This is a genomic window from Arthrobacter sp. Sr33, from assembly GCF_054511195.1.
In genome coordinates this window covers 172,228-190,609 of record NZ_JBTNDD010000008.1, presented here as the reverse complement: position 1 = coordinate 190,609, position 18,382 = coordinate 172,228, and the positions used below count along the sequence as shown (strand labels likewise).

The window sequence follows — 18,382 nt, the reverse complement described above, 5'->3', positions numbered from 1 at the left end:
CCACGGTGGCGACAGTTTTTGATCCCGCCGTCGATCAGATCGTGCGGGTGTTGTGCTTCGCGGCGCACCCCGATGACATCGACTTCGGTGCAGCCGGAACCGTGGCCCAATGGACAAGGGCGGGCGTCGTCGTCGACTACTGCATTATGACCGACGGCGACGCCGGCGGGTTCGACCCCGAGGGGCAGAGTGAAATCGTGCGGACCCGCAGGGCCGAGCAGCTTGCTGCGGCCCAGCAGGTGGGAGTTCGCGAAATCCACTATCTGGGTGAACGTGATGGGTTCCTGGAAGCCTCCACCGAGGTGATCAAGCAGGTAGTGGCAGTGATCCGCCGGGTCCGTCCTGATGTGGTGCTGGCAATGCACCCGGAGCGAAACTGGGACCGGATTCAAAAAAGCCACCCGGACCATCTGGCCTGCGGCGAAGCGGTCACCCGCGCGGTGTATCCGGCCGCCGAAAATCCGTTTGCCTTCCCGGAACTGGAAGCTGCCGGGCTGGCAAGCCACCGGGTGCCCTGGTTGTGGCTCTATGCCGGCCCGTCCCACCTGGAAAACCACTTCGTCGATGTTACTGACGCGGTGGACGACAAGCTGCGCGCCCTTCACTTCCACACCAGTCAACATCCGGACTCCGACCGGATGGACGCCGTCGTGCGTCAGCTACTCCGGGACAACGCCGCACGCGGCGGCCTCCCAGCCGGGCATAGCGCCGAAGTTTTCCATGTGGTGCCAGTCAATTCAGCTCAGACTATTGCCGGATTCTAGCCACCCCGATAACGGTGGCGGCCCAGGTCCAGCTGGGTAAGGTCCTTTCAATGCGCCCGACCTCACGCGCCCGATCAAGCCTCGAAGGGGATCTCCGCGACGATCGGAAGGGTTGGCCGTTCGGACCCGCCGTCGGGCTCGACGGTGATGGCGAACCCCATCGACGAACCAATGCCCTCGACGGTAGTGACCAGCGATTCCTGCAGGTCCTCAGCGGTCATGGTGCTGATGGAGACCGGGTCGGTCCCGTCCGTGGGAACCCGCCACATCTGGTAGACCTTCCCCACGGGAGGTGCCGGTACCTCACTGAGGGTGATGACCGCCGCGTCTTCCTCACGGGAGAGCTTCAGCTCCGCGGTGCCTCCCGCCGGAATCGTGAAGATTTCGGACTGGAGATCCTGGGCCTGCAACACTTCCTGTTCAACCGAGGTTTCCTGGAGGTTCTGGGCGACGCTGACTCCGCCGACGGTGATGACCACTGCTGCTGCGGCTGCGGCCAGCCAGCGTCCCACGGGCCGGCGTTGCTTTGCCTCGCGTCGGTTCGCCAGCTCATCGAAGGTGCCCGCCGACGCCTGGGCCCGGGCGGGCGCCGCGGAAGCGCTCTGCTCGGGGAGACCGGCCGGCAACTGAGCCAGGATGCGGTCGAACAAGGCGGGGGGCGGTTCGACGTCGTCGATCGCGTACGCCCGGGCAAGGGTCTCACGGGCACCCCGGACGCGCTCATCAAAGGCTTCCCGCTGGATCGGGTCGGCGGCTGAGATGTAGTCCTCGATAGCCCGAAGCTCCCGATCACTCAGGGCGTTCAGGGCATACATCTCGGCCCAGTCAAGCACACGGCCGTGGGTCAGGTCACTCTCCAGATCGTCAATCGATCCATCAAACATGTCGTTGTTCTGCATCTCAGTTCACCCCCAAACAGGTTTTCAGTCGAAGCAATCCGTCACGGATTCTCGATTTGATGGTAGGTACGGCCACGCCAAGTTTTTCGGCGACCTCGCGGTAGGTCAATCCGCCGTAATATGCGAGCTTCACAGATTCCTGTTGGGTCTCCGTCAGTGAGTCGAGGCATTTGACCACTGTCTCCGCCTCGAGGCGCTGGGTTACGGTGTCGACGACGTCGTCGTGATCGATTTCCTGCATCGCGGCGCCGTATCGTGCTTCGCGGTCAGTGGAACTCTGCTCAGACCGAACCTTGTCCACAGCCCGGCGATGGGTCAGGGTCATTAGCCAGGCCATCGGTGACCCCATCTCGGGTCGGAACCGGTCCGCGAGGTTCCAGACCTGCAGGTAGACCTCCTGGGTGGTGTCCTCGCTGAGCTCCGGGTCAATGAGGACACGACGGGCCAGCCCATAGACCCGTCGGGAAGTTTGCGCGTAGAACTCGGCAAAGGCTTGCTGGTCCTTGGCTGCGACTCGCAACAACAGCTCAGTCAGGGTTGCAGCGGTACCGGGTTCAACGGCGAATCCACCCGCTGGTGAACCGGCCGGAGTAGTTCTGCTGGCTCGTGGCGTATCCATATACTCCAAGCATAAAGCGCCCCGTCTGCGATTCAGAACATGCGACCCGCCGGCGCGGATCAGTTGGTCAGTGCCTCCCACCTGCCTACCCATCCCTATCACCGTCCTTTCGATGTTCTGTAGACAGGACTTTCACCGCCTGTATCGGTGCTTCACGACACGGGCGGATCAAGTTTTGCTGCCACTAGTACTTCGGAGCTGGGCGGTGCGGGGATGGGGTGGGGAGAGTCTGGATCTTACCCAGCTGCTAGTCAGCGGTCTCCGCAACAGCAACCAGGGATTGAGCGGCCAGGACGAAGCCGCTGCCGAGCCGGTCAAGGAAGCTGGCCCGGATCCGTTCGACGGCTGACTCGTCGCCCGGGAGAAGGTGACGGAAGGCGGTCCCCTGAACCACCGACCATGCTGTCTGGGCATCCAGCGGCAATTCAATGGCTACCGAATCGACTCCGACCGTATTAAACCCGTTAGCCAGCAGCCAGTCTCCCAGTTTCTCGGGCGAGGCCAGTCTGGCCACGTTGGCGATCTCCCGTTCGAGCAGCGCTGGATCCCGGGAGGGATCCTCGGAGCATGCGTCCTGAAGGATGCGCCAGAACTCCGTGTGGGCGCCAGCGTCCCAGGTGCTGAGGGCAATCCGTCCGCCGGGACGCAGTAGCCGCGACAGATGCGCCGTGGCAGGCGCCATATCCGCGAAGCGGGTCAGTCCGTAACAGGACAGCACCACGTCATAGCTGCCGTCGGCAGGCCGCTCGGTGACATCGGCCGTGTCAAACCGGATGGTGGCGAGGTTCATGGCTTCGGCTTTCGCCTTCGCCAGGTCCAGCAGCCCCGGGGATGGGTCGAGTGCGTCGATCACGCCTTCCGGCCCGGCGGACTGCGCCGCCGGGATGGTGCTGGCACCGCTGCCACAGTAAACGTCGAGCACCCGGTCAGCGAGGGCGATATCGGCGGCCGCTGCGACGGCATTTCCCATCGGGTTCCAGAGCAGCGGTGCCAGGCGTTCGAAGTCCTCGGCGCCGGTCTCGGACACTTCCTCGGCATGGCGTGGTGGCATGGTGGCTCCTTAGGGCTGAAAAAGCTAGACGACGGCGCCGGCGAAGCTGTGCTGGCGCCATGCTTCGTAGAGAACAATAGACGCCGAGTTGGCGAGGTTAAGTGAACGACGGGTGGGGAGCATGGGTAGCCGGACCCGGGCCGTCACCTGGGGGTCATGCTTGACCTCCAGTGGTAGACCTACCGACTCAGGCCCAAAGAGCAACACGTCTGCTGGCTGGTAGCTGATGTCCGCATAGGATTCCTCGCCGTCGGAAGTGAACGCGAAGACCCGCTGGGGGGTGAGAGCTTCCCACGCGCTCGCCAGGTCCTTGTGGACCTGGAGCACTGCCAGGTCGTGGTAATCGAGCCCCGCTCGGCGCAGCTTTGCATCATCGAAGTTGAAGCCGAGCGGCTCCACCAGGTGCAATTCGGCGCCGGTGACAGCGGCCAGCCGAATGGCGTTGCCGGTGTTGCCGGGGATTTCGGGCGTGTAGAACAGGATACGGAACACTCGTTAATCCTAGCGCTCGGCGTACTGTAGCAAACGGCCCAGGACGGGGAGCTGCACCACATAGGGCTGCGGCCCGCCGCCCAGAAATTTCTTGAGCTCGCGGAGGAGGGTACCGGGATTCGCCACATGAACGCTGGTCAGTGCAGATTTGTCCAGCGTTGGCGGGTAATCGACAATCGGCTCGAAGGGGTTGCCTTCACCCCCGTGGAGGACAAGCCACGCCTGGACATTGCACTCGGGAAAGAGATCCTGGACCCGTCGGACCGACTCGGTAATGCGCACGTCACCGGCGATTCTGCCGTTGTGCCGCAGGGCACGCCCGTCCCAGCGATAGTTACCGGGTGGAGCGAGCATCGAATCGACGACCGCCAGACGGTATCCGGCCAACACCGCATGGCCCGCTTCAGTTCCGGTGTCGTCGCCGAACCGCAAACCGTTAACTAGTCGGGCGGCGGGGAAGCCCGGAAGGAAACGGTGTTCCAGCAGGGCAGCGGTGCGGCGCTCGCCGTCGAACCGTGAGCCGCTGCCGGATCCGAGACGCTTGAAGAATCCGGGCTGTCGAGCGGTGCCATGGATCTGGCTGCCCGCGAGGGTCAGCGGAATCACCGGAGGCTGCGCTGGTGAGAAGGGCGGCTCGTAGACGGCTGGACGTTGGAAAGCTTCGTCATCAGCGGCACGATCAGGAGAGGGAACACTTGACCGTGAGGGCGAACTGGCCGCCGTCGGTTCATGGGCGGCCGGGCTGCCACCCAGCCCGTGGTCATACCGGCGGCGACGTTCTGGATCCGAGAGGGTCTCATAGGCGACGGCCACGTCATGGAACTCTTCGGCGCTCCCGCCAGCATCAGGATGGGTTGATCGTGCGGCCCGGCGGTAGGCGTCCTTGACCTGTTTGGCGGTCGCGTTCCGCGACAATCCCAGGACGGCGTAGTAGGTCCGGTCGGGCGGGGTCGCCATGAGGGCCTTTCATCTTCGGCGGGCATGCTGGGGGCCTGGAGCGGGTGGAACCGATGTGCTGAAGTTCCGGGCGCAGACGCGGCCGGCACGCTATGCCTCATCAGGGCAAGACTGTAGACGGTTTCCCGACTGCCAACCAAATACCCGCTGTACCTTCAACGGCGAACCGGGCGAAAGGGTTCGGCTTCGGTAGCATCGGACAATGACGAATCGGGACAAGGTGATCAGGGGCGAGGACTGGTACGGCAAGGTGCTCGACCGTGCCGACTATGCGGGAACCATATTCGTGGATTGCGATTTCACCGAACTCCAGTCCAGCGGGGCCAACTTCAGCAAGTGTGTGTTCCGCAACGTCAAGTTCAATGTCTCAACCCACACTGAGGGGGCATTCGACGGCTGCCGGTTCGAATCCTGCAGCTTCTTCGATTCGACCTTTGCCGGGTGCAGGCTGACCGGCAGTTCCTTCGTCAACTCGTCGCTGGTCCCCCTCAAGGTCGCTGGCGGCAACTGGTCCTATGTTTCGCTGGTGCGTGCGGACCTGTCCTCCGCCGACTTCACTGGCGTGTCCCTCACCGAAGCCGACTTCACCGAGGCCAACCTCACCAAGGCGTCGCTGCGGAATTGCCAATTATCCAATGCTGAATGGGCAGGAGCGCGGCTCCGGGGAACCGACCTACGTGGCAGCGAACTGGGCGAACTGTCGATGGACAACGTACAGTTCCGCGGTGCCGTGATCGACGTCGCGCAGGCGATGACCATTGCCGAGGCCCTGGGGGCCGTGATCAGATGAAGCTGCTGGTCGCGGTCAACCCTACGGCCGGGGCGGGGGCCGCGAAGAAGGCGGCAAGCGCGGCAGTCACCTCACTCATTGCCCTCGGACACGAGGTCACTGTCCTCGCCGGACCAAGCTATGCGACGCTTGTTGACCGGGTGAGCTCAGCTGTGGCGGAGAGGTCGCCGGACGCGCTGGTCGTGGTGGGCGGTGACGGGATGGTGCAGCTGGGAGCCAATGTCCTGGCGGGAACCACGGTCCCACTGGGCATCGTGGCGACCGGCACCGGCAATGATGTGGCCCGGACGCTCGGCCTGCCCCTCAGGGACCCGGAAGCAGCGGCCCTCGTCATCCATGAAGCACTCCCCGGACCGCCCCACTGGATGGACCTCGGGCGCATCAGCAGGGACCAGGACGGGGCAGGAGTGCTCTGGTTCGCTGGGGCCTGCTCAGCAGGATTCGATGCGATTGTGAATGCCCGGGCCAACACTTGGTCCTGGCCCAGGGGAAAGAGCCGGTACACCCTGGCCGTGCTGCGTGAGTTGGCAGTCTTCAGACCCATCGGCTACCGGCTGGTCATCGATGGGTCTGCCGAGTCGACGGCCGCAATGCTGGTTTCGGTGGCCAACGGGAGGTCCATTGGAGGCGGAATGAAGATTACGCCCGACGCGCTCTGTGATGATGGGCTCCTGGATCTGTTGGTGGTCTCCGCAGTCTCACGACTCCGGCTGATCGCGATGCTGCCCCGGCTCTTCGCGGGAACCCACGTGTCTCACCCGGCGGTCCGGATCGAAAAGGTCCGTTCGGTCCGTGTCGAGGTGGCCGGACTGACGGTCTTCGCCGATGGGGAACCGGTAGGGCCGGCGCCGGTCCAGATCGACGTCGTTCCCCGGGCGCTCAGAGTCCTCCGACCGGTGAAAAGTGAAGTGTCGAGCCGGAACCGCTAGAATTGACCGATGCCCGTGTACCTGGACCACGCGGCGACCACGCCTCTTTCGGCGCCCGCGCTCGCCGCACTCACCACCGAACTCAGCCGTAGCGGCAACCCTTCGTCGCTGCACGGCTCAGGGCGTCGTGCCCGTCGGGTGGTGGAAGACTCCCGCGAGACCCTCGCCGCCGCGGCGGGAGCGCATCCCTCGGAGGTGATCTTCACCTCCGGTGGGACCGAAGCTGACAACCTTGCCGTCAAGGGCCTGTTCTGGGCCCGCCGCGCCGCGGACCCGCGCCGGCTGAGGATCCTGTGCTCAGCCATTGAACACCCGGCGGTCCAGGACACGGTCGAATGGCTGGCCAAACACGAAGCGGCGCTGGTCACCTGGCTACCGGTCGACTCCGATGGCGTGGTCTCCATGGCGGCGCTGCAGGCCGAGCTCGACGACGGCCCGGACACCATCGCGCTGATCACCGTGATGTGGGCCAACAACGAGGTCGGCACCATCCAGCCCATTCGGGACATCACCGCGGCAGCCGCGGCGCACGGCATCCCCGTGCACTCGGATGCTGTGCAGGCCTTCGGGTCCCTCCCGGTGTCTTTCAGCCATTCAGGACTCGCGACGATGGCGGTCAGTGGGCATAAGATCGGCGGCCCGGTGGGTGTAGGGGCCCTTTTCGTCGGGCGGGCGGTAACGCTCACCCCGGTGCAGCATGGTGGAGGACAGGAGCGTGATATCCGGTCGGGAACCCTTGACGCCGCCGGTATCGCGGCTTTCGCTGCGGCCGCTGCGTTCGTCACAGGCAATCTCGACCAGGAGTCCGCCCGCATCGCCGCCCTCAGGGATCAGCTGATCACCCAGGTGGAGTCCGCTATCCCGGAGGCGGTCCTCAGAGGGCACCGGACCCTGCGGCTTCCCGGCAACGCCCACTTCACGTTTCCCGGCTGCGAAGGGGACTCCCTCTTGTTCCTGCTCGATCTTGCCGGAGTGGAATGCTCCACCGGCTCGGCCTGCACGGCGGGAGTACCCCGGCCGTCCCATGTGCTGCTCGCGATGGGCCTCACCGAGTCGGAGGCCCGAGGGGCCCAGCGATTCTCGCTCGGGCATACCTCAGGCCCCGAGGACGTTGAAGTCCTTGGAACTGCGTTGCCCGAGGCCTACCGCCGCGCCCGGCAGGCTGGAATGGCTGGCCATGCTTCAAACATTCAGACAGCTGGAACAGGTTTTCGATAGTGAAGGACAACTCATGAAGGTACTCGCAGCAATGAGCGGCGGAGTGGACTCCGCCGTCGCCGCAGCACGCGCAGTGGAGGCAGGGCACGACGTCGTCGGCGTCCACCTGGCGCTCTCGCGCATGCCTGGCACCTTACGCACCGGTAGTCGTGGGTGTTGCACCATCGAGGACTCCCGTGACGCCTGGCGTGCCTGCGACATCCTGGGGATTCCGTACTACGTGTGGGACTTCTCGGAACGATTCAAGGAGGACGTTGTCGACGATTTCATCGCCGAGTACGCCGCCGGTCGCACTCCGAACCCGTGCATGCGCTGCAACGAACGGATCAAGTTCGCGGCACTCCTGGAAAAGGCGTTGGCGCTGGGCTTCGACGCCGTCTGCACCGGCCACTACGCGAAGGTCATTGAGGACAGTGACGGGAACCGCGAGTTGCACCGGGCCGCGGACTGGGCCAAGGACCAGTCCTATGTGCTGGGCGTCCTCACCCACGAGCAGCTCAAGCACTCAATGTTCCCGCTGGCCGAAACCCCGTCCAAGGCGGAGGTCCGCGCCGAGGCTGAGCGCCGCGGTCTGTCCGTGGCTAACAAGCCCGACAGCCACGACATTTGTTTCATTCCCGACGGTGACACCCGCGGCTGGCTGGCCGAACGCATCGAGATGACCGAGGGTGCGATTGTCGACACCGACGGGGAGCAGGTGGGCACCCACCCCGGCGCCAACGCCTTCACAGTGGGCCAGCGCCGTGGCCTGAAGCTCGGCACACCCGCCGACGACGGCAAGCCCCGCTTCGTGTTGGAGATCCGGCCGAAAGAAAACAAGGTGGTAGTCGGTCCCGAGCGGCTGCTGGCCGTAGACCAGCTGCGGGGCATCAAGGTGTCCTGGGCCGGACTGCCGATCGACGCGGTACTGACCGGCAGCGAATTCGAGTGCATGGCGCAGGTGCGAGCCCACGGCGACCCTGTCGACGCGGTGGCCTGGATGGAGAACAACGGTGAGGGGCAGGCGGAACTCGTGGTCCGGCTGAACGAACCGATGCGCGGCGTCGCCCCGGGCCAGACCGTCGTCCTGTACCAGGGGACACGGGTCCTGGGCCAGGCGACCCTCGACTCTGCCCGGTCACTGGAGCGCCCCGAACTTCAGCCAGCGCTGTAGGGACACGCCACGTCGCACTGCCGGTTGAATATGTCGACGCCGGATTAGTCGGCAGTCTGCAACTGGTGTTTGACTTGATGCATGATTGAATCGAGCAGCGGCTACGACCCGGGGGCAAGCTCCCTCGCCGGGCAGGTACAACCCGAGGTGATGGCGGAGCTCCTGTCGGTGCGGAGCAGTATCGACAACATCGATGCGACTCTCGTGTATCTTCTCGCCGAACGGTTCAAGGCCACTCAGCGGGTGGGGGTCCTCAAGGCGGAGCACCAGCTACCGGCGGGCGACCCGGATCGGGAGGCGGCCCAGATCACCAGGCTTCGCGCGTTGGCCGAAGAAGCCAACCTAGACCCGGCCTTCGCCGAAAAGTTCCTGAACTTCATCATCTCCGAGGTGATCCGTCACCATCAGGCGCTGTCCGAGAACCGCCGGTCACCGGAGGGCCCTGGTGGAGCCTAGCTCCGCCCAGGTCACAGCTACCGCCCTGGGCGAATGGCCAGGAACTGACCCTCTCGAAGCTACGCGGGTGGTCCGGGGTGAGCTCGGTGACCCGCACCTTCCCCACCTGGTGTCCCTGCCGGGCCGCGGGGTCGGTAGCGACGCCGTCGGGCGGACAGCAGCCATCCTGGTGGAGTTGCCAGTGGATGTGCAGCCCCACGGCTGGCGCCTCGTCGACCGGCCCGGCAAGGATCATCGACGGGCAGTGTCGGCGCTGTCCACCGACCTGAACGTGCTCGGTGATGTGATTGGTGCAGAGTCAGAGCCGGCGCCGGCGTTGAAAATCCACCTGCGGGGCCCACTGTCCCTTGCCGCCAACCTCCATCTGCACAGCGGGGAACGCGCCCTGCTCGACGTCGGGGCGCGCCGCGAAATCAGGGATTCCCTGGCAGCCGGCGCTGCCGACCTGGTCAGCAGGGTCAGATCAGCGGCATCGGGCGCCCTGGTACAGGTACAACTGGACGAACCCGAAATCGCGTTTGTCTTGGCCGGCGGTGTGCCGACGGCGAGTGGCTACCGGACCCTCCGGGCGGTGCCGGACCAGGAAGCCGCCGACGCGTGGGACACCGTAGCCGAGGCAGTGCGGGCAGCCGGGGGCGGAACTGTGGCGGTGTCATTCCCCGCCGAGCGCGCTCCGCTCGATGTGCTGGCGACCAGCAGCATCACCGCGGTAGCGCTTCCCCTCGCGGGATTGTCGATGGCGCAGTGGGAGTCCCTGGCCGGTCAACTCGAAGCGGGCGGCGAACTGTGGGCGGGCATCATGCCCGACCCGCAAGCCGTCCCAACGGTGTCCGCCCTGGCGGGGGCAGTCCTGTCGCCCTGGCGGATGCTCGGGTTGCCGTTGAACCGGTTGGCGCAGTTGCGGTTGACCCCCGACACCGGGCTGGCCGGGGTTTCACCCGCCGCCGCCGCGAACATCCTGCGCCGGTTGACCCAGACCGCCGACGCGCTGAACCAGGAGATGGCCAACGACTAGCGGCGCTTCTCCCAGCGTCGCGGCTCCGCCTCAGCGGGCAGGACACCGTCGAAGTCGACCAGGTGGTAGTCGAAGGCCCCCGCGTAGACCAGGAGTGTCCCCAACTGACGGTGGATCACCCGGGTCTGGATCCGGAACCGACCGGCTTCCTCATCCCACCACTGCTCCATGTAGGCCTGCGCCCCGACGACGTCCGGCACCGGTAGCCGCACCGGGCCAGCGAATACCCGGGTCCGGGTGGACACCATCCGCATCCTCCCGGCTGGTGTGACCGAGCAGGTCAGATCGGTGAGCGTCAGACGGTGCGCCCCCACATAGTCGAGCAGTTGACCGTTCTCCTCCGAGGTGGTGTCCTCGAAAATCCGCTCAGCAGCCGGGAAGTGCAGGATCCGGCGGGCGGTCAGGGATGCACGCCCAAACGGGTCAAGGTGCGGGAAATTGCTGATGCTGAAGGGGACATCGGTCCCATACTCGGGGAAAAACGAGTTCTCGGCAGCTGCCAGCCTGAAGGCGGGCCTGATAAACCAGGCGGGGCAGCCTGCCACATCGAAGGTGCCGCTGCCTATTCCCGCCTGGCCCGCGTCGGCGTGGAGGCCAAAGTAGGCCTGGAGTTCGGGCTGTAACCTGTTGAAATCGGCGCCCAAGGCGCGCTGGTAGATGGACTGCATGTTAGAGCTCCCATTTTCGTCGTTCACTGAGCCAATCGATCAGGATTCGTGCCGTAAAGCGTTGGTGCATCCGCAGGTAGGGGCTGGTGGCCAGTTCGGGTTGGTCTCCGCTGGTGACCATGTAGGCGGCGAGCACCGCGAGCCACGCATCAATGTGGTCGGGGTTGGCCCCGCAGCTCAGCGGAGAGTCGGCAAGCCAGCTGTCGACGTCGACCCCTGCCTGGCGTGGGTAAACCAACAGGGCTACCCAGTCAGCCCAGGCGGGCCCGATAGACAGAAAGTTCCAGTCACAGAAGAGTGCAACGGGCGTCGCTCTGGGCCCGCCACGGGGGCGGATCATGATGTTGTCTGCCCGGAGATCATTGTGGAGCACAGCATCGCCGGCCAGCGCCTCGTGACCCAGTGCGGTCAATTTTTCCAGCTCGGACAGGTGCTGGACGTTCAGCGACGGCAAATAGGCGGGAAGCGCTCCGTTCGGGGCCCAGCACTCTACGAGGTCAGTCCGTGAGCTGGCTCCGAAGAACTCCTCCACCATTGACCCGTTCGCAAGGTTTGCTGGCGTTTCCTGCAGCCCTGCCTGCACCACTAGGAGTGACTCGTGCACCGCCCTGAGATCACTGACCGTCCATGGCTGCCCCGGCATGTAGCCGTCAACGGCCTCAAAGCACAGTAGCTGCCAGCGGGTGCCCCCAGCAAGGACCTGATCGGTTGAGTGCAGTTGCGGGATGGGAAGTCCGGCCGGAAGTGCAGTGAGAACCTCGGCCTCGCGGACATAGGCAGCGAAAATGTGGCTGTCCGTTGACGGCGCCGCCTTGGCGAAGAGGCGGCGGTTCCCGGCGCCAACGACAGCTGCGAAGCCGTTGGTGAAGCCACCGCCAGCCGGGGTGACGGACTCCGTCGGGCTTCCCAGCTCGGCGGCGATTCGGTGGCGAACAGCCGCAGGTAACGCTGCCCACGGGGTGCGGTGGGCTGTTCGGGAGTAGTCGACCCTGGCACTACCTTCGGTCGGGATCATCAGAGCCGGCCCGCCGCTTTGAGCCGGATATACATGTCAGCAAGGTGTGGCGGTAGTTCGTGGGGGGTAGCATCGACCACTTCTGCCCCCAGCTGACGGAACTGGGCTGTCACCGCGGCACGATCCAGCAGGGCACGCTCCGCGGACGCGGCCCGATACACGTCGGACACGGACTGGCGTTCGCCGCGCATCTCATCCAGTCGCGGGTCGCGAACTGACGCGACCACCACCACATGCTGTGAGGTCAGATCGGCCAGCACCGGCAGCAGCCCCTCTTCTACTGAGCCCGAATCCAGCGACGTCAGCAGCACAACCAAAGAACGGTGGGAGGAGATGGAGCGAACCTGGCCGGGCACCCGTGACCAGTCGGCTTCAATCAGCTCGGGCTCCAACGGTGCCATCGCCTTGACGAGGGCGCTCAGCAGATTCCCCTTCGCCGCCGAATTCACCCTGGCCCGGGGACGGCGGTCGAAGGCAAGGAAATCCACCCGGTCCCCACCCCGCTGTGCGAGGACGCCCAGCAGCAGGGCAGCCTCGATACTCGTGTCCAGTCGGGGCTCATCGTCGATCCGCGCAGCTGAAGTGCGCGAGGTGTCCATCACGATGACCACCCGCCGGTCGCGTTCCGGCCGCCAGGTGCGTACCACCGTGTCGCGGCGGCGGGCGGTCGCGCGCCAGTCGATCGAGCGGACGTCGTCGCCCCTCACATAGTCCCTGAGCGAATCGAATTCGGTGCCGGCACCGCGGATCTGGACGGCGGCCCGGCCGTCAAGCTCACGCAACCGGCGAAGCTTCGATGGAAGATGTCGTTTGGAATGGAACGGGGGTAGGACCCGGAGGAGCCCGGGAGCCGGAATGCTCACCTGGCGGCCGGTCAACCCCAGCGGGCCGACGCTGCGAATCGTCACCTGTGCCACCCGCAGATGCCCACGCCGTTCGGGGAGCAACCTGATCAACAGTTGCCTGGACTCACCCGGTGGAACCGAGACGTGCTGTACGGCATCAGCTGCCCCTGCCGACGGCTGCCACGCCTCACGGACAGTGGCCCTCAGTTGACGCCGGGAATAGTTACGGACGGTGAGCGTACTGGTGCAAGCCTCGGTCAGCCGGACGCTGTCCGGTAGATCCCGGCTGAGGCCCGTTTTCCTCGGCGAGGCGGCCAGGGAAAGGTCCAGGGCTCCCACCAGGACCAACGCAGTGGTCCAGATCAGGATGGACACCGCGCCCGGGTAGAGCGCCACGGGAACAATCCCGAGGAATGCCAGGAGGACAAATCGTCCGGTGATGGTCATGCGGCCCGGGGCCTAGCGTGGCACGGGGACGGTAGCGAGGATCCCCAACAGCACATCATCCACTTCGACGCCGTCCATTTCAGCCTCGGGACGCATCGACACCCGGTGTCGCAACGCTGGCAGGGTGAGGGCCTTGACGTCGTCCGGCGTGACGAAGGTGCGGCCTGACAACCAGGCCCAGGCGCGGGCGGTGTTGAGCAACGCGGTGGCACCGCGCGGGGAAACACCGAGCTGGAAAGATGGAGCTGTGCGGGTGGCGCGGACCACATCAACGATGTAGGCGATGACCTCGGGCGCAATCGCTACTGTTGCCACCGCGCGCCGGGCCTTCGCCAGATCAAGGGCCGAGGCGACCGGGCGAATCCCCGCCGCAGCGAGGTCCCGCGGGTCGAAGCCCGCACTGTGGCGGCGAATCACCTCTATCTCGTCGTCCCGGTCCGGCACTGACAGCGTGAGCTTCAACAGGAAGCGGTCGAGTTGAGCCTCGGGCAGGGGATAGGTGCCTTCGTACTCCACCGGGTTCTGGGTGGCTGCGACGATGAACGGATCGGGGAGCGCCCGCGAAACGCCGTCGACCGACACCTGGCGTTCCTCCATTGCCTCTAGTAGGGAGGCCTGGGTCTTGGGCGGCGTCCGATTGATCTCGTCCGCCAGCAGGATGTTGGTGAAGACCGGCCCCTCGCGGAAGGTGAATTCCGAGTTCTGCGCCTCGTAAATGAGTGACCCAGTGACGTCTCCCGGCATCAGATCGGGAGTGAACTGGACCCGCTTGGTATCGAGACTCAAAGCTGCCGACAGGGTGCGCACGAGCAGGGTTTTGGCGACACCCGGAACACCCTCAAGCAGCACATGGCCCTTCGCGAGCAGGGCGATCAGCATTCCGGTCACTGCCGCGTCCTGGCCGACGATCACTTTGGCTACCTCGGACCTCACGTTCAGCAGGGCCTGGCGTTCGGGGCCGGGGCCGTCCGGTGACACCGGGGAGTCCTGGTGGGTCGGGATGTGTTGACTCATCTCGCGTCGATCTCTTTCTCTAGGGCGTCAAGGTCTTGGCTCCATCGCACCAATTGGGTGTCGGACGCTGGTCTTTCGGTCCGCAGAAGTTGGTCGAGGTCGGCCGGGGACCGCGGGGAGTGGCGTGCCGCCGCGGCTACCACCTCGGTGACCGAGCTGGTGGCTGGCAAGCGAAGCCGTGCTGCAAGCCGAATGAGGGTGGCGGCTCGGAGGTTGGCGGCGGCGCGATCAATGGACCCAGAATCCTGGTAGAGCCGCGCCCGTCCTTCGGCCGTCTCGGCCGCCCGCACCACCACGGGCAGCGGTTCCTCGGCGAGCGGCCCCAGGCGGCGTCCTCGCCAGACAGCGGCCAACAGGCCAGTGCCGAGTAGCCACAGCATCACAAGGTTCACCCAATCGGGCAGCAGGTTCAGGGGATCGACCGGTGTGTCGGTCAGCGCCAGATCGGCTGCCGTGGGCTGATACCAGATGAGGACGGGGCTGCTCCCCAGGGTTCGCAGGGCAAGTGCCGCGTTGCCTTCCTGGTCGATGGTCTCGTTGCTGATGATGCTTCCGTGGCCGAGTGCCACCACTTCCTGGCCAGCCGTGGCGGCGTAGGAACCCGAGGGTGGGCCGCCCTGCGCAGTAGCGGGGGGGAAACAGATCAGATCGGCCCGGTAGGCGAAACCGCCGGGGGAGATACTGCCGGCGGCGGCGGCGTCCTCAACCCCACAGTCTGCCGGCAAGGGGGTGTCTTCGGAGGCGGGGATTAGACCCGCCTGTCGGATGGAGGGGGCAAGTTCGCCCAGGATGAGGGTGTTCGGCTCGACCAGAACCAGTCGGTCGGCGACACCGTCCAGGGCGCTCAGCTGGTCGGAGTTGAGCCACGAATCCGGATCGTGCAGCAGGAGGGTCGAGGCGCCAGCCGACGACGAAGCCGCGGCGGCTTCGAGCGATTCCACCTGGATCACCTCGACGCCCTGTCCCCTAAGCACCTCTGCGAGCGCCATGGCTCCTGCCGGAGCCGGGTTGGCGGGGGAGAGTGCGACGCCGTCCTGCCCGGAACGTCCGAAAAATCCCACCAGCACCACAGCCACCAGGAGAAATCCCAGCACCAGCCAGGGAGCGAGCCTACGGAGGCGGGTGGCTGCGGTACGGCCCGCGCTGCCGCCATCACCGACGACCTCGATGGTGGTGGCCTGGTCTATTTCGACAGCCATCAGCGGGGCGCTGCCAGTTCTGTTGCCGGCTGCTGCAGGTCCGGGCGGGCGGTTGCAAGCAGTACATCGACCGCCGTTGCCCGCTGGTAGTCGGATTCATGCGCCGGCAGGTTGCCGTAGTGCACCTCGTTGAAGCGGTCGGCTAGCCACAGGGTGTCGGCGCCGATCGCCCCGAAGGCGGCCCTGAGCTGCACTCCCGTCTCACCTGCTGTGCGCCCGGGCTGGCGATCGATAATTCCCCGCTCTTCGGCCGAGCGGATCACCGCTCGTAGCCGCTCGGTCAGCGCAATATCCCATTCCCGTGATCCCGCCGCAGCCGCGGCGAGTCCACGATGCTCCTGCGCGGTGCGGACGGTGTCACCCGAAAACACTCCGGTGCGGGCGCGTTTGTTGCGGGCATTGAGGCGAGGTTTGACCAGCCACACCGCTGCGGCGATCACCACCGCGGCGCCCAGGGCGAGCAGCAACGTACCGGGTCCGGCCTCAAGCGGCCGAAGGTCGGCGAAGATAGACCCCAGCCATTCGAGGATCGTGGTGGCGATCCGTTCCAGGAAATTGGGTTCCGCCTCCTGATAGCGGCCCTGGGCGAGCTCATCCTCCAGCCAACCGCGGGCTTCCTCGTCGTCGGGCACGACCGGGACCCGACCAGCGATCGGCACCGACGACTCAATCAAACAGATCAGCATTGGCGAAAGTGGCACCCGGCTCAGGTCCCATTGGTGGGTGGGCTCGGTGGTCCACCCGGCCGGTGACCGAATTGTTGACCGCCGGGGTTGGCGGACTGGCCGGGAATCGGGGTGAACCGGCCCGCAGTTGCTTCCTCATGTTCGCGCAGCAGGACCACATCGAACCCCTCGCGCCGGATGCGAAGGTCCACATAGAGCAGGGCGGTCACACCGGCCTGGAAGGCGTAACCAATGGCACCGAAGACAGCTGTAATAAGCTGACCGACCAAAAGGATGGGCAGCGAGTTCATCAGCTCCTCGCCGAGCTCGGCCGGCGAGTCGCTGAAGGACACGAACTGGGTGGCGAGCAGGCTCAGGGGAGTGGAAATCACCGAGGTGATGATAGAGACGATGATGCTGGTCAGGATCAGGATCCCGAACGTTCGCCACCAATTGCGGGAAGTCAATGTCCAGGACCGGCGCAGGGAGGTGAGCGGTCCGGCACCCTCAAGCATGAGTACCGCCGGTGCAAGGACCAATTTGATACTGAGCCAGACAATCAGCGCCAAGGAGCCGAGGGTTCCCAGCACGATCAACCAGACCGAGTCCTGACCGAGGAGCATGGCCAGCAGCACCGCGATCACCACCAGAACCGTCAGTCCGGCAATGACCAGCAGAAGCAGGAGGAATCCCAGACCCAGGAGGGGCAGGATCCGCCGGACGGCCAGTTTCCACAGTTGCACAAAAGAAGTGCGCTCGTTGAGCACTGCACGTGCGATCGGGATGACCAGCACCCCTTGCAGAATGAGGACACCCACGCTGCTGAGCACCACCAGTGCCGTGGCGACGGAAACCAGTGACGTCGCCAGTCCTGCAACCTCGTCCATCGACGGGTCGACGGGATCCAGTTGCGCGATTGAGCCGAACAAACCGACCGTCAACAGCAGGGTGAGAACCGATATCACTACCTGGAACAGGATGGCGGTGCCGAAGGTTGCCAACGGATTCTTCCGGCAGGCCTGGAACGCCCCGTCGAGGATCTCGCCCAGGCCCAGGGGCCTCAGCGGAATGATTCCCGGTTTAGGCGGTGCCTGATAGCCGCCGAACTGGCCGTGCGGAACACCCTGCCACCCGGGCTGCGCTCCCCATTGGGGTGATCCAGTGGGTTCGGGGTGCTGCCCCCACTGTGGTTGCTGCCCCCACTGTGGTTGCTGCCCCCACTGGGCGTTCTGCCCGGGCTGTGGTGGTTGACCCCACTGCGGTGGCTGGGCGTTAGGTGGCGGAAGAGGTGCGCCCGCCGTATCGTCCCGCGACTTGTCGGCTGGTTCACTCTCATGCGGATTGTTACTCATCCTGTCCCCCCGGAACGTTTGTTCCACTTGTGAACCCGTCTCCTAGAACTATAGTTACCGGGAGGGATTTCCGGGAACCTGCCCGGCGCTGGGGCGCGCGGAGCGATTGCGCTAGTACGACATTGCCGTGGCAATGGGAGACTATGGAGATATGAAGGCACGCATTCTGGTCGTTGACGACGACGAAGCACTGGCCGAGATGATCGGCATCGTACTACGCAACGACGGATTTGATCCCGTGTTCTGCGCTGACGGTTCTCAGGCCCTGGATATCTTCAGGAGCTCCAAACCCGACCTGGTGTTGCTTGATCTGATGCTGCCAGGGATGGACGGAATCGAAGTCTGTCGCCAGATCCGCAACGAATCCGACCTCCCCATCGTCATGCTGACTGCGAAGTCGGACACCTCCGACATCGTGCGAGGTCTGGAATCCGGCGCCGACGACTATGTGCCGAAGCCGTTCAAGCCTGCGGAACTGGTGGCACGGGTGCGAGCGCGGCTGCGCCCCGGTGACCAGAAGGCTCCCGAGACTCTCCGCATCGGTGAGGTCACCATCGACGTCGCCGGGCACTCGGTGGTCCGCGCCGGTGACCGGATTTCCCTGACCCCCCTGGAATTCGATTTGTTGGTTGCGCTGGCACGCAAACCCTGGCAGGTCTTCACCCGGGAGTTGCTGCTTGAACAGGTCTGGGGCTACCGGCACGCCGCGGATACCCGACTGGTCAATGTGCATGTGCAACGGTTGAGGTCGAAAATTGAACGGGACCCGGAAGCGCCAGAGATTGTGTTGACGGTCCGGGGCGTGGGATACAAGGCAGGACAGGGGTAAGTTGG

At 65.2% G+C, this 18,382-nt stretch carries 20 protein-coding genes; 8 read left to right on the top strand and 12 right to left on the bottom strand.

The window, feature by feature from the left end:
* Positions 1 to 5 precede the first annotated feature (5 nt).
* Positions 6 to 764, top strand: a complete 759-nt coding sequence (locus ACX80T_RS12310) for a PIG-L deacetylase family protein (RefSeq protein ID WP_459304569.1) — start codon at positions 6 to 8, stop codon at positions 762 to 764.
* A 74-nt stretch (positions 765 to 838) separates the two neighbouring features.
* On the opposite strand, the gene ACX80T_RS12305 is transcribed toward ACX80T_RS12310, so the two are convergent.
* From ACX80T_RS12305 to ACX80T_RS12285, 5 genes are all read right to left on the bottom strand, one after another.
* Positions 839 to 1,663, bottom strand: coding sequence for an anti-sigma factor (locus ACX80T_RS12305; RefSeq protein WP_459304568.1), 825 nt, complete (start codon positions 1,661 to 1,663; stop codon positions 839 to 841).
* Between the two features lies 1 nt (position 1,664).
* Positions 1,665 to 2,282, bottom strand: a complete 618-nt coding sequence (gene sigK / locus ACX80T_RS12300; RefSeq protein WP_019481696.1) for an ECF RNA polymerase sigma factor SigK — start codon at positions 2,280 to 2,282, stop codon at positions 1,665 to 1,667.
* Positions 2,283 to 2,529: 247 nt separating this feature from the next.
* Entirely contained in the window at positions 2,530 to 3,333 is an 804-nt protein-coding gene (locus ACX80T_RS12295) for a class I SAM-dependent methyltransferase (RefSeq protein WP_116778523.1), read from the bottom strand.
* Positions 3,334 to 3,357: 24 nt separating this feature from the next.
* Complete coding sequence (locus tag ACX80T_RS12290) at positions 3,358 to 3,825, bottom strand: tRNA (cytidine(34)-2'-O)-methyltransferase (protein WP_116778522.1); 468 nt, start codon at positions 3,823 to 3,825, stop codon at positions 3,358 to 3,360.
* A gap of 9 nt (positions 3,826 to 3,834) precedes the next feature.
* The gene (locus ACX80T_RS12285; protein WP_459304567.1) at positions 3,835 to 4,782 is read right to left on the bottom strand and encodes a J domain-containing protein; all 948 of its coding nucleotides are present in this window, start codon (positions 4,780 to 4,782) and stop codon (positions 3,835 to 3,837) included.
* 202 nt (positions 4,783 to 4,984) lie between these two features.
* Between ACX80T_RS12285 and ACX80T_RS12280 the strand changes: the two genes are divergently transcribed.
* The 6 genes from ACX80T_RS12280 to ACX80T_RS12255 all read left to right on the top strand — a co-directional run bounded on the left by ACX80T_RS12280 (position 4,985) and on the right by ACX80T_RS12255 (position 10,343).
* Positions 4,985 to 5,572, top strand: a complete 588-nt coding sequence (locus ACX80T_RS12280; RefSeq protein WP_459304566.1) for a pentapeptide repeat-containing protein — start codon at positions 4,985 to 4,987, stop codon at positions 5,570 to 5,572.
* Positions 5,569 to 6,501 (top strand): diacylglycerol kinase family protein, encoded by a 933-nt coding sequence (locus ACX80T_RS12275; RefSeq protein WP_459304564.1) that lies wholly within the window; start codon positions 5,569 to 5,571, stop codon positions 6,499 to 6,501. The genes ACX80T_RS12280 and ACX80T_RS12275 overlap by 4 nt, the downstream gene beginning before the upstream one ends.
* Positions 6,502 to 6,510: 9 nt before the next feature.
* A complete protein-coding gene (locus ACX80T_RS12270; protein WP_459304563.1) occupies positions 6,511 to 7,719 on the top strand; it encodes a cysteine desulfurase family protein in 1,209 nt (402 codons plus the stop codon).
* Between the two features lie 13 nt (positions 7,720 to 7,732).
* Positions 7,733 to 8,872: a tRNA 2-thiouridine(34) synthase MnmA gene (gene mnmA / locus ACX80T_RS12265; protein ID WP_459304562.1), complete on the top strand. Its 1,140-nt coding sequence runs from the start codon at positions 7,733 to 7,735 to the stop codon at positions 8,870 to 8,872.
* An 81-nt stretch (positions 8,873 to 8,953) separates the two neighbouring features.
* Entirely contained in the window at positions 8,954 to 9,328 is a 375-nt protein-coding gene (locus ACX80T_RS12260; RefSeq protein WP_019481704.1) for a chorismate mutase, read from the top strand.
* Positions 9,318 to 10,343: a uroporphyrinogen decarboxylase/cobalamine-independent methonine synthase family protein gene (locus ACX80T_RS12255; RefSeq protein WP_459304561.1), complete on the top strand. Its 1,026-nt coding sequence runs from the start codon at positions 9,318 to 9,320 to the stop codon at positions 10,341 to 10,343. Before ACX80T_RS12260 ends, ACX80T_RS12255 begins: the two co-directional genes overlap by 11 nt.
* On the opposite strand, the gene ACX80T_RS12250 is transcribed toward ACX80T_RS12255, so the two are convergent.
* From ACX80T_RS12250 to ACX80T_RS12220, 7 genes are read right to left on the bottom strand one after another with little or no spacing between them, the layout of a single operon-like run.
* Complete coding sequence (locus tag ACX80T_RS12250) at positions 10,340 to 11,011, bottom strand: DUF4166 domain-containing protein (protein ID WP_459304560.1); 672 nt, start codon at positions 11,009 to 11,011, stop codon at positions 10,340 to 10,342. The genes ACX80T_RS12255 and ACX80T_RS12250 overlap by 4 nt on opposite strands.
* Position 11,012: 1 nt before the next feature.
* Positions 11,013 to 12,026, bottom strand: a complete 1,014-nt coding sequence (locus tag ACX80T_RS12245; protein WP_459304559.1) for a phosphotransferase — start codon at positions 12,024 to 12,026, stop codon at positions 11,013 to 11,015.
* Positions 12,026 to 13,318 (bottom strand): DUF58 domain-containing protein, encoded by a 1,293-nt coding sequence (locus tag ACX80T_RS12240; RefSeq protein WP_459304558.1) that lies wholly within the window; start codon positions 13,316 to 13,318, stop codon positions 12,026 to 12,028. Before ACX80T_RS12240 ends, ACX80T_RS12245 begins: the two co-directional genes overlap by 1 nt.
* Positions 13,319 to 13,330: 12 nt before the next feature.
* Positions 13,331 to 14,332: an AAA family ATPase gene (locus tag ACX80T_RS12235; protein ID WP_024476503.1), complete on the bottom strand. Its 1,002-nt coding sequence runs from the start codon at positions 14,330 to 14,332 to the stop codon at positions 13,331 to 13,333.
* A complete protein-coding gene (locus ACX80T_RS12230) occupies positions 14,329 to 15,531 on the bottom strand; it encodes a DUF4350 domain-containing protein (protein WP_459304557.1) in 1,203 nt (400 codons plus the stop codon). The genes ACX80T_RS12235 and ACX80T_RS12230 overlap by 4 nt, the downstream gene beginning before the upstream one ends.
* On the bottom strand, positions 15,531 to 16,232 hold the full coding sequence (locus ACX80T_RS12225; RefSeq protein ID WP_459304556.1) for a DUF4129 domain-containing protein: 702 nt from the start codon (positions 16,230 to 16,232) through the stop codon (positions 15,531 to 15,533). The genes ACX80T_RS12230 and ACX80T_RS12225 overlap by 1 nt, the downstream gene beginning before the upstream one ends.
* 5 nt (positions 16,233 to 16,237) lie before the next feature.
* Complete coding sequence (locus ACX80T_RS12220; protein WP_459304555.1) at positions 16,238 to 17,548, bottom strand: hypothetical protein; 1,311 nt, start codon at positions 17,546 to 17,548, stop codon at positions 16,238 to 16,240.
* A 151-nt stretch (positions 17,549 to 17,699) separates the two neighbouring features.
* Here ACX80T_RS12220 and mtrA point away from each other — a divergent pair, with 151 nt between their 5' ends.
* Positions 17,700 to 18,377, top strand: a complete 678-nt coding sequence (gene mtrA, locus ACX80T_RS12215) for an MtrAB system response regulator MtrA (RefSeq protein WP_019481712.1) — start codon at positions 17,700 to 17,702, stop codon at positions 18,375 to 18,377.
* The last annotated feature ends 5 nt before the right edge of the window (positions 18,378 to 18,382 follow it).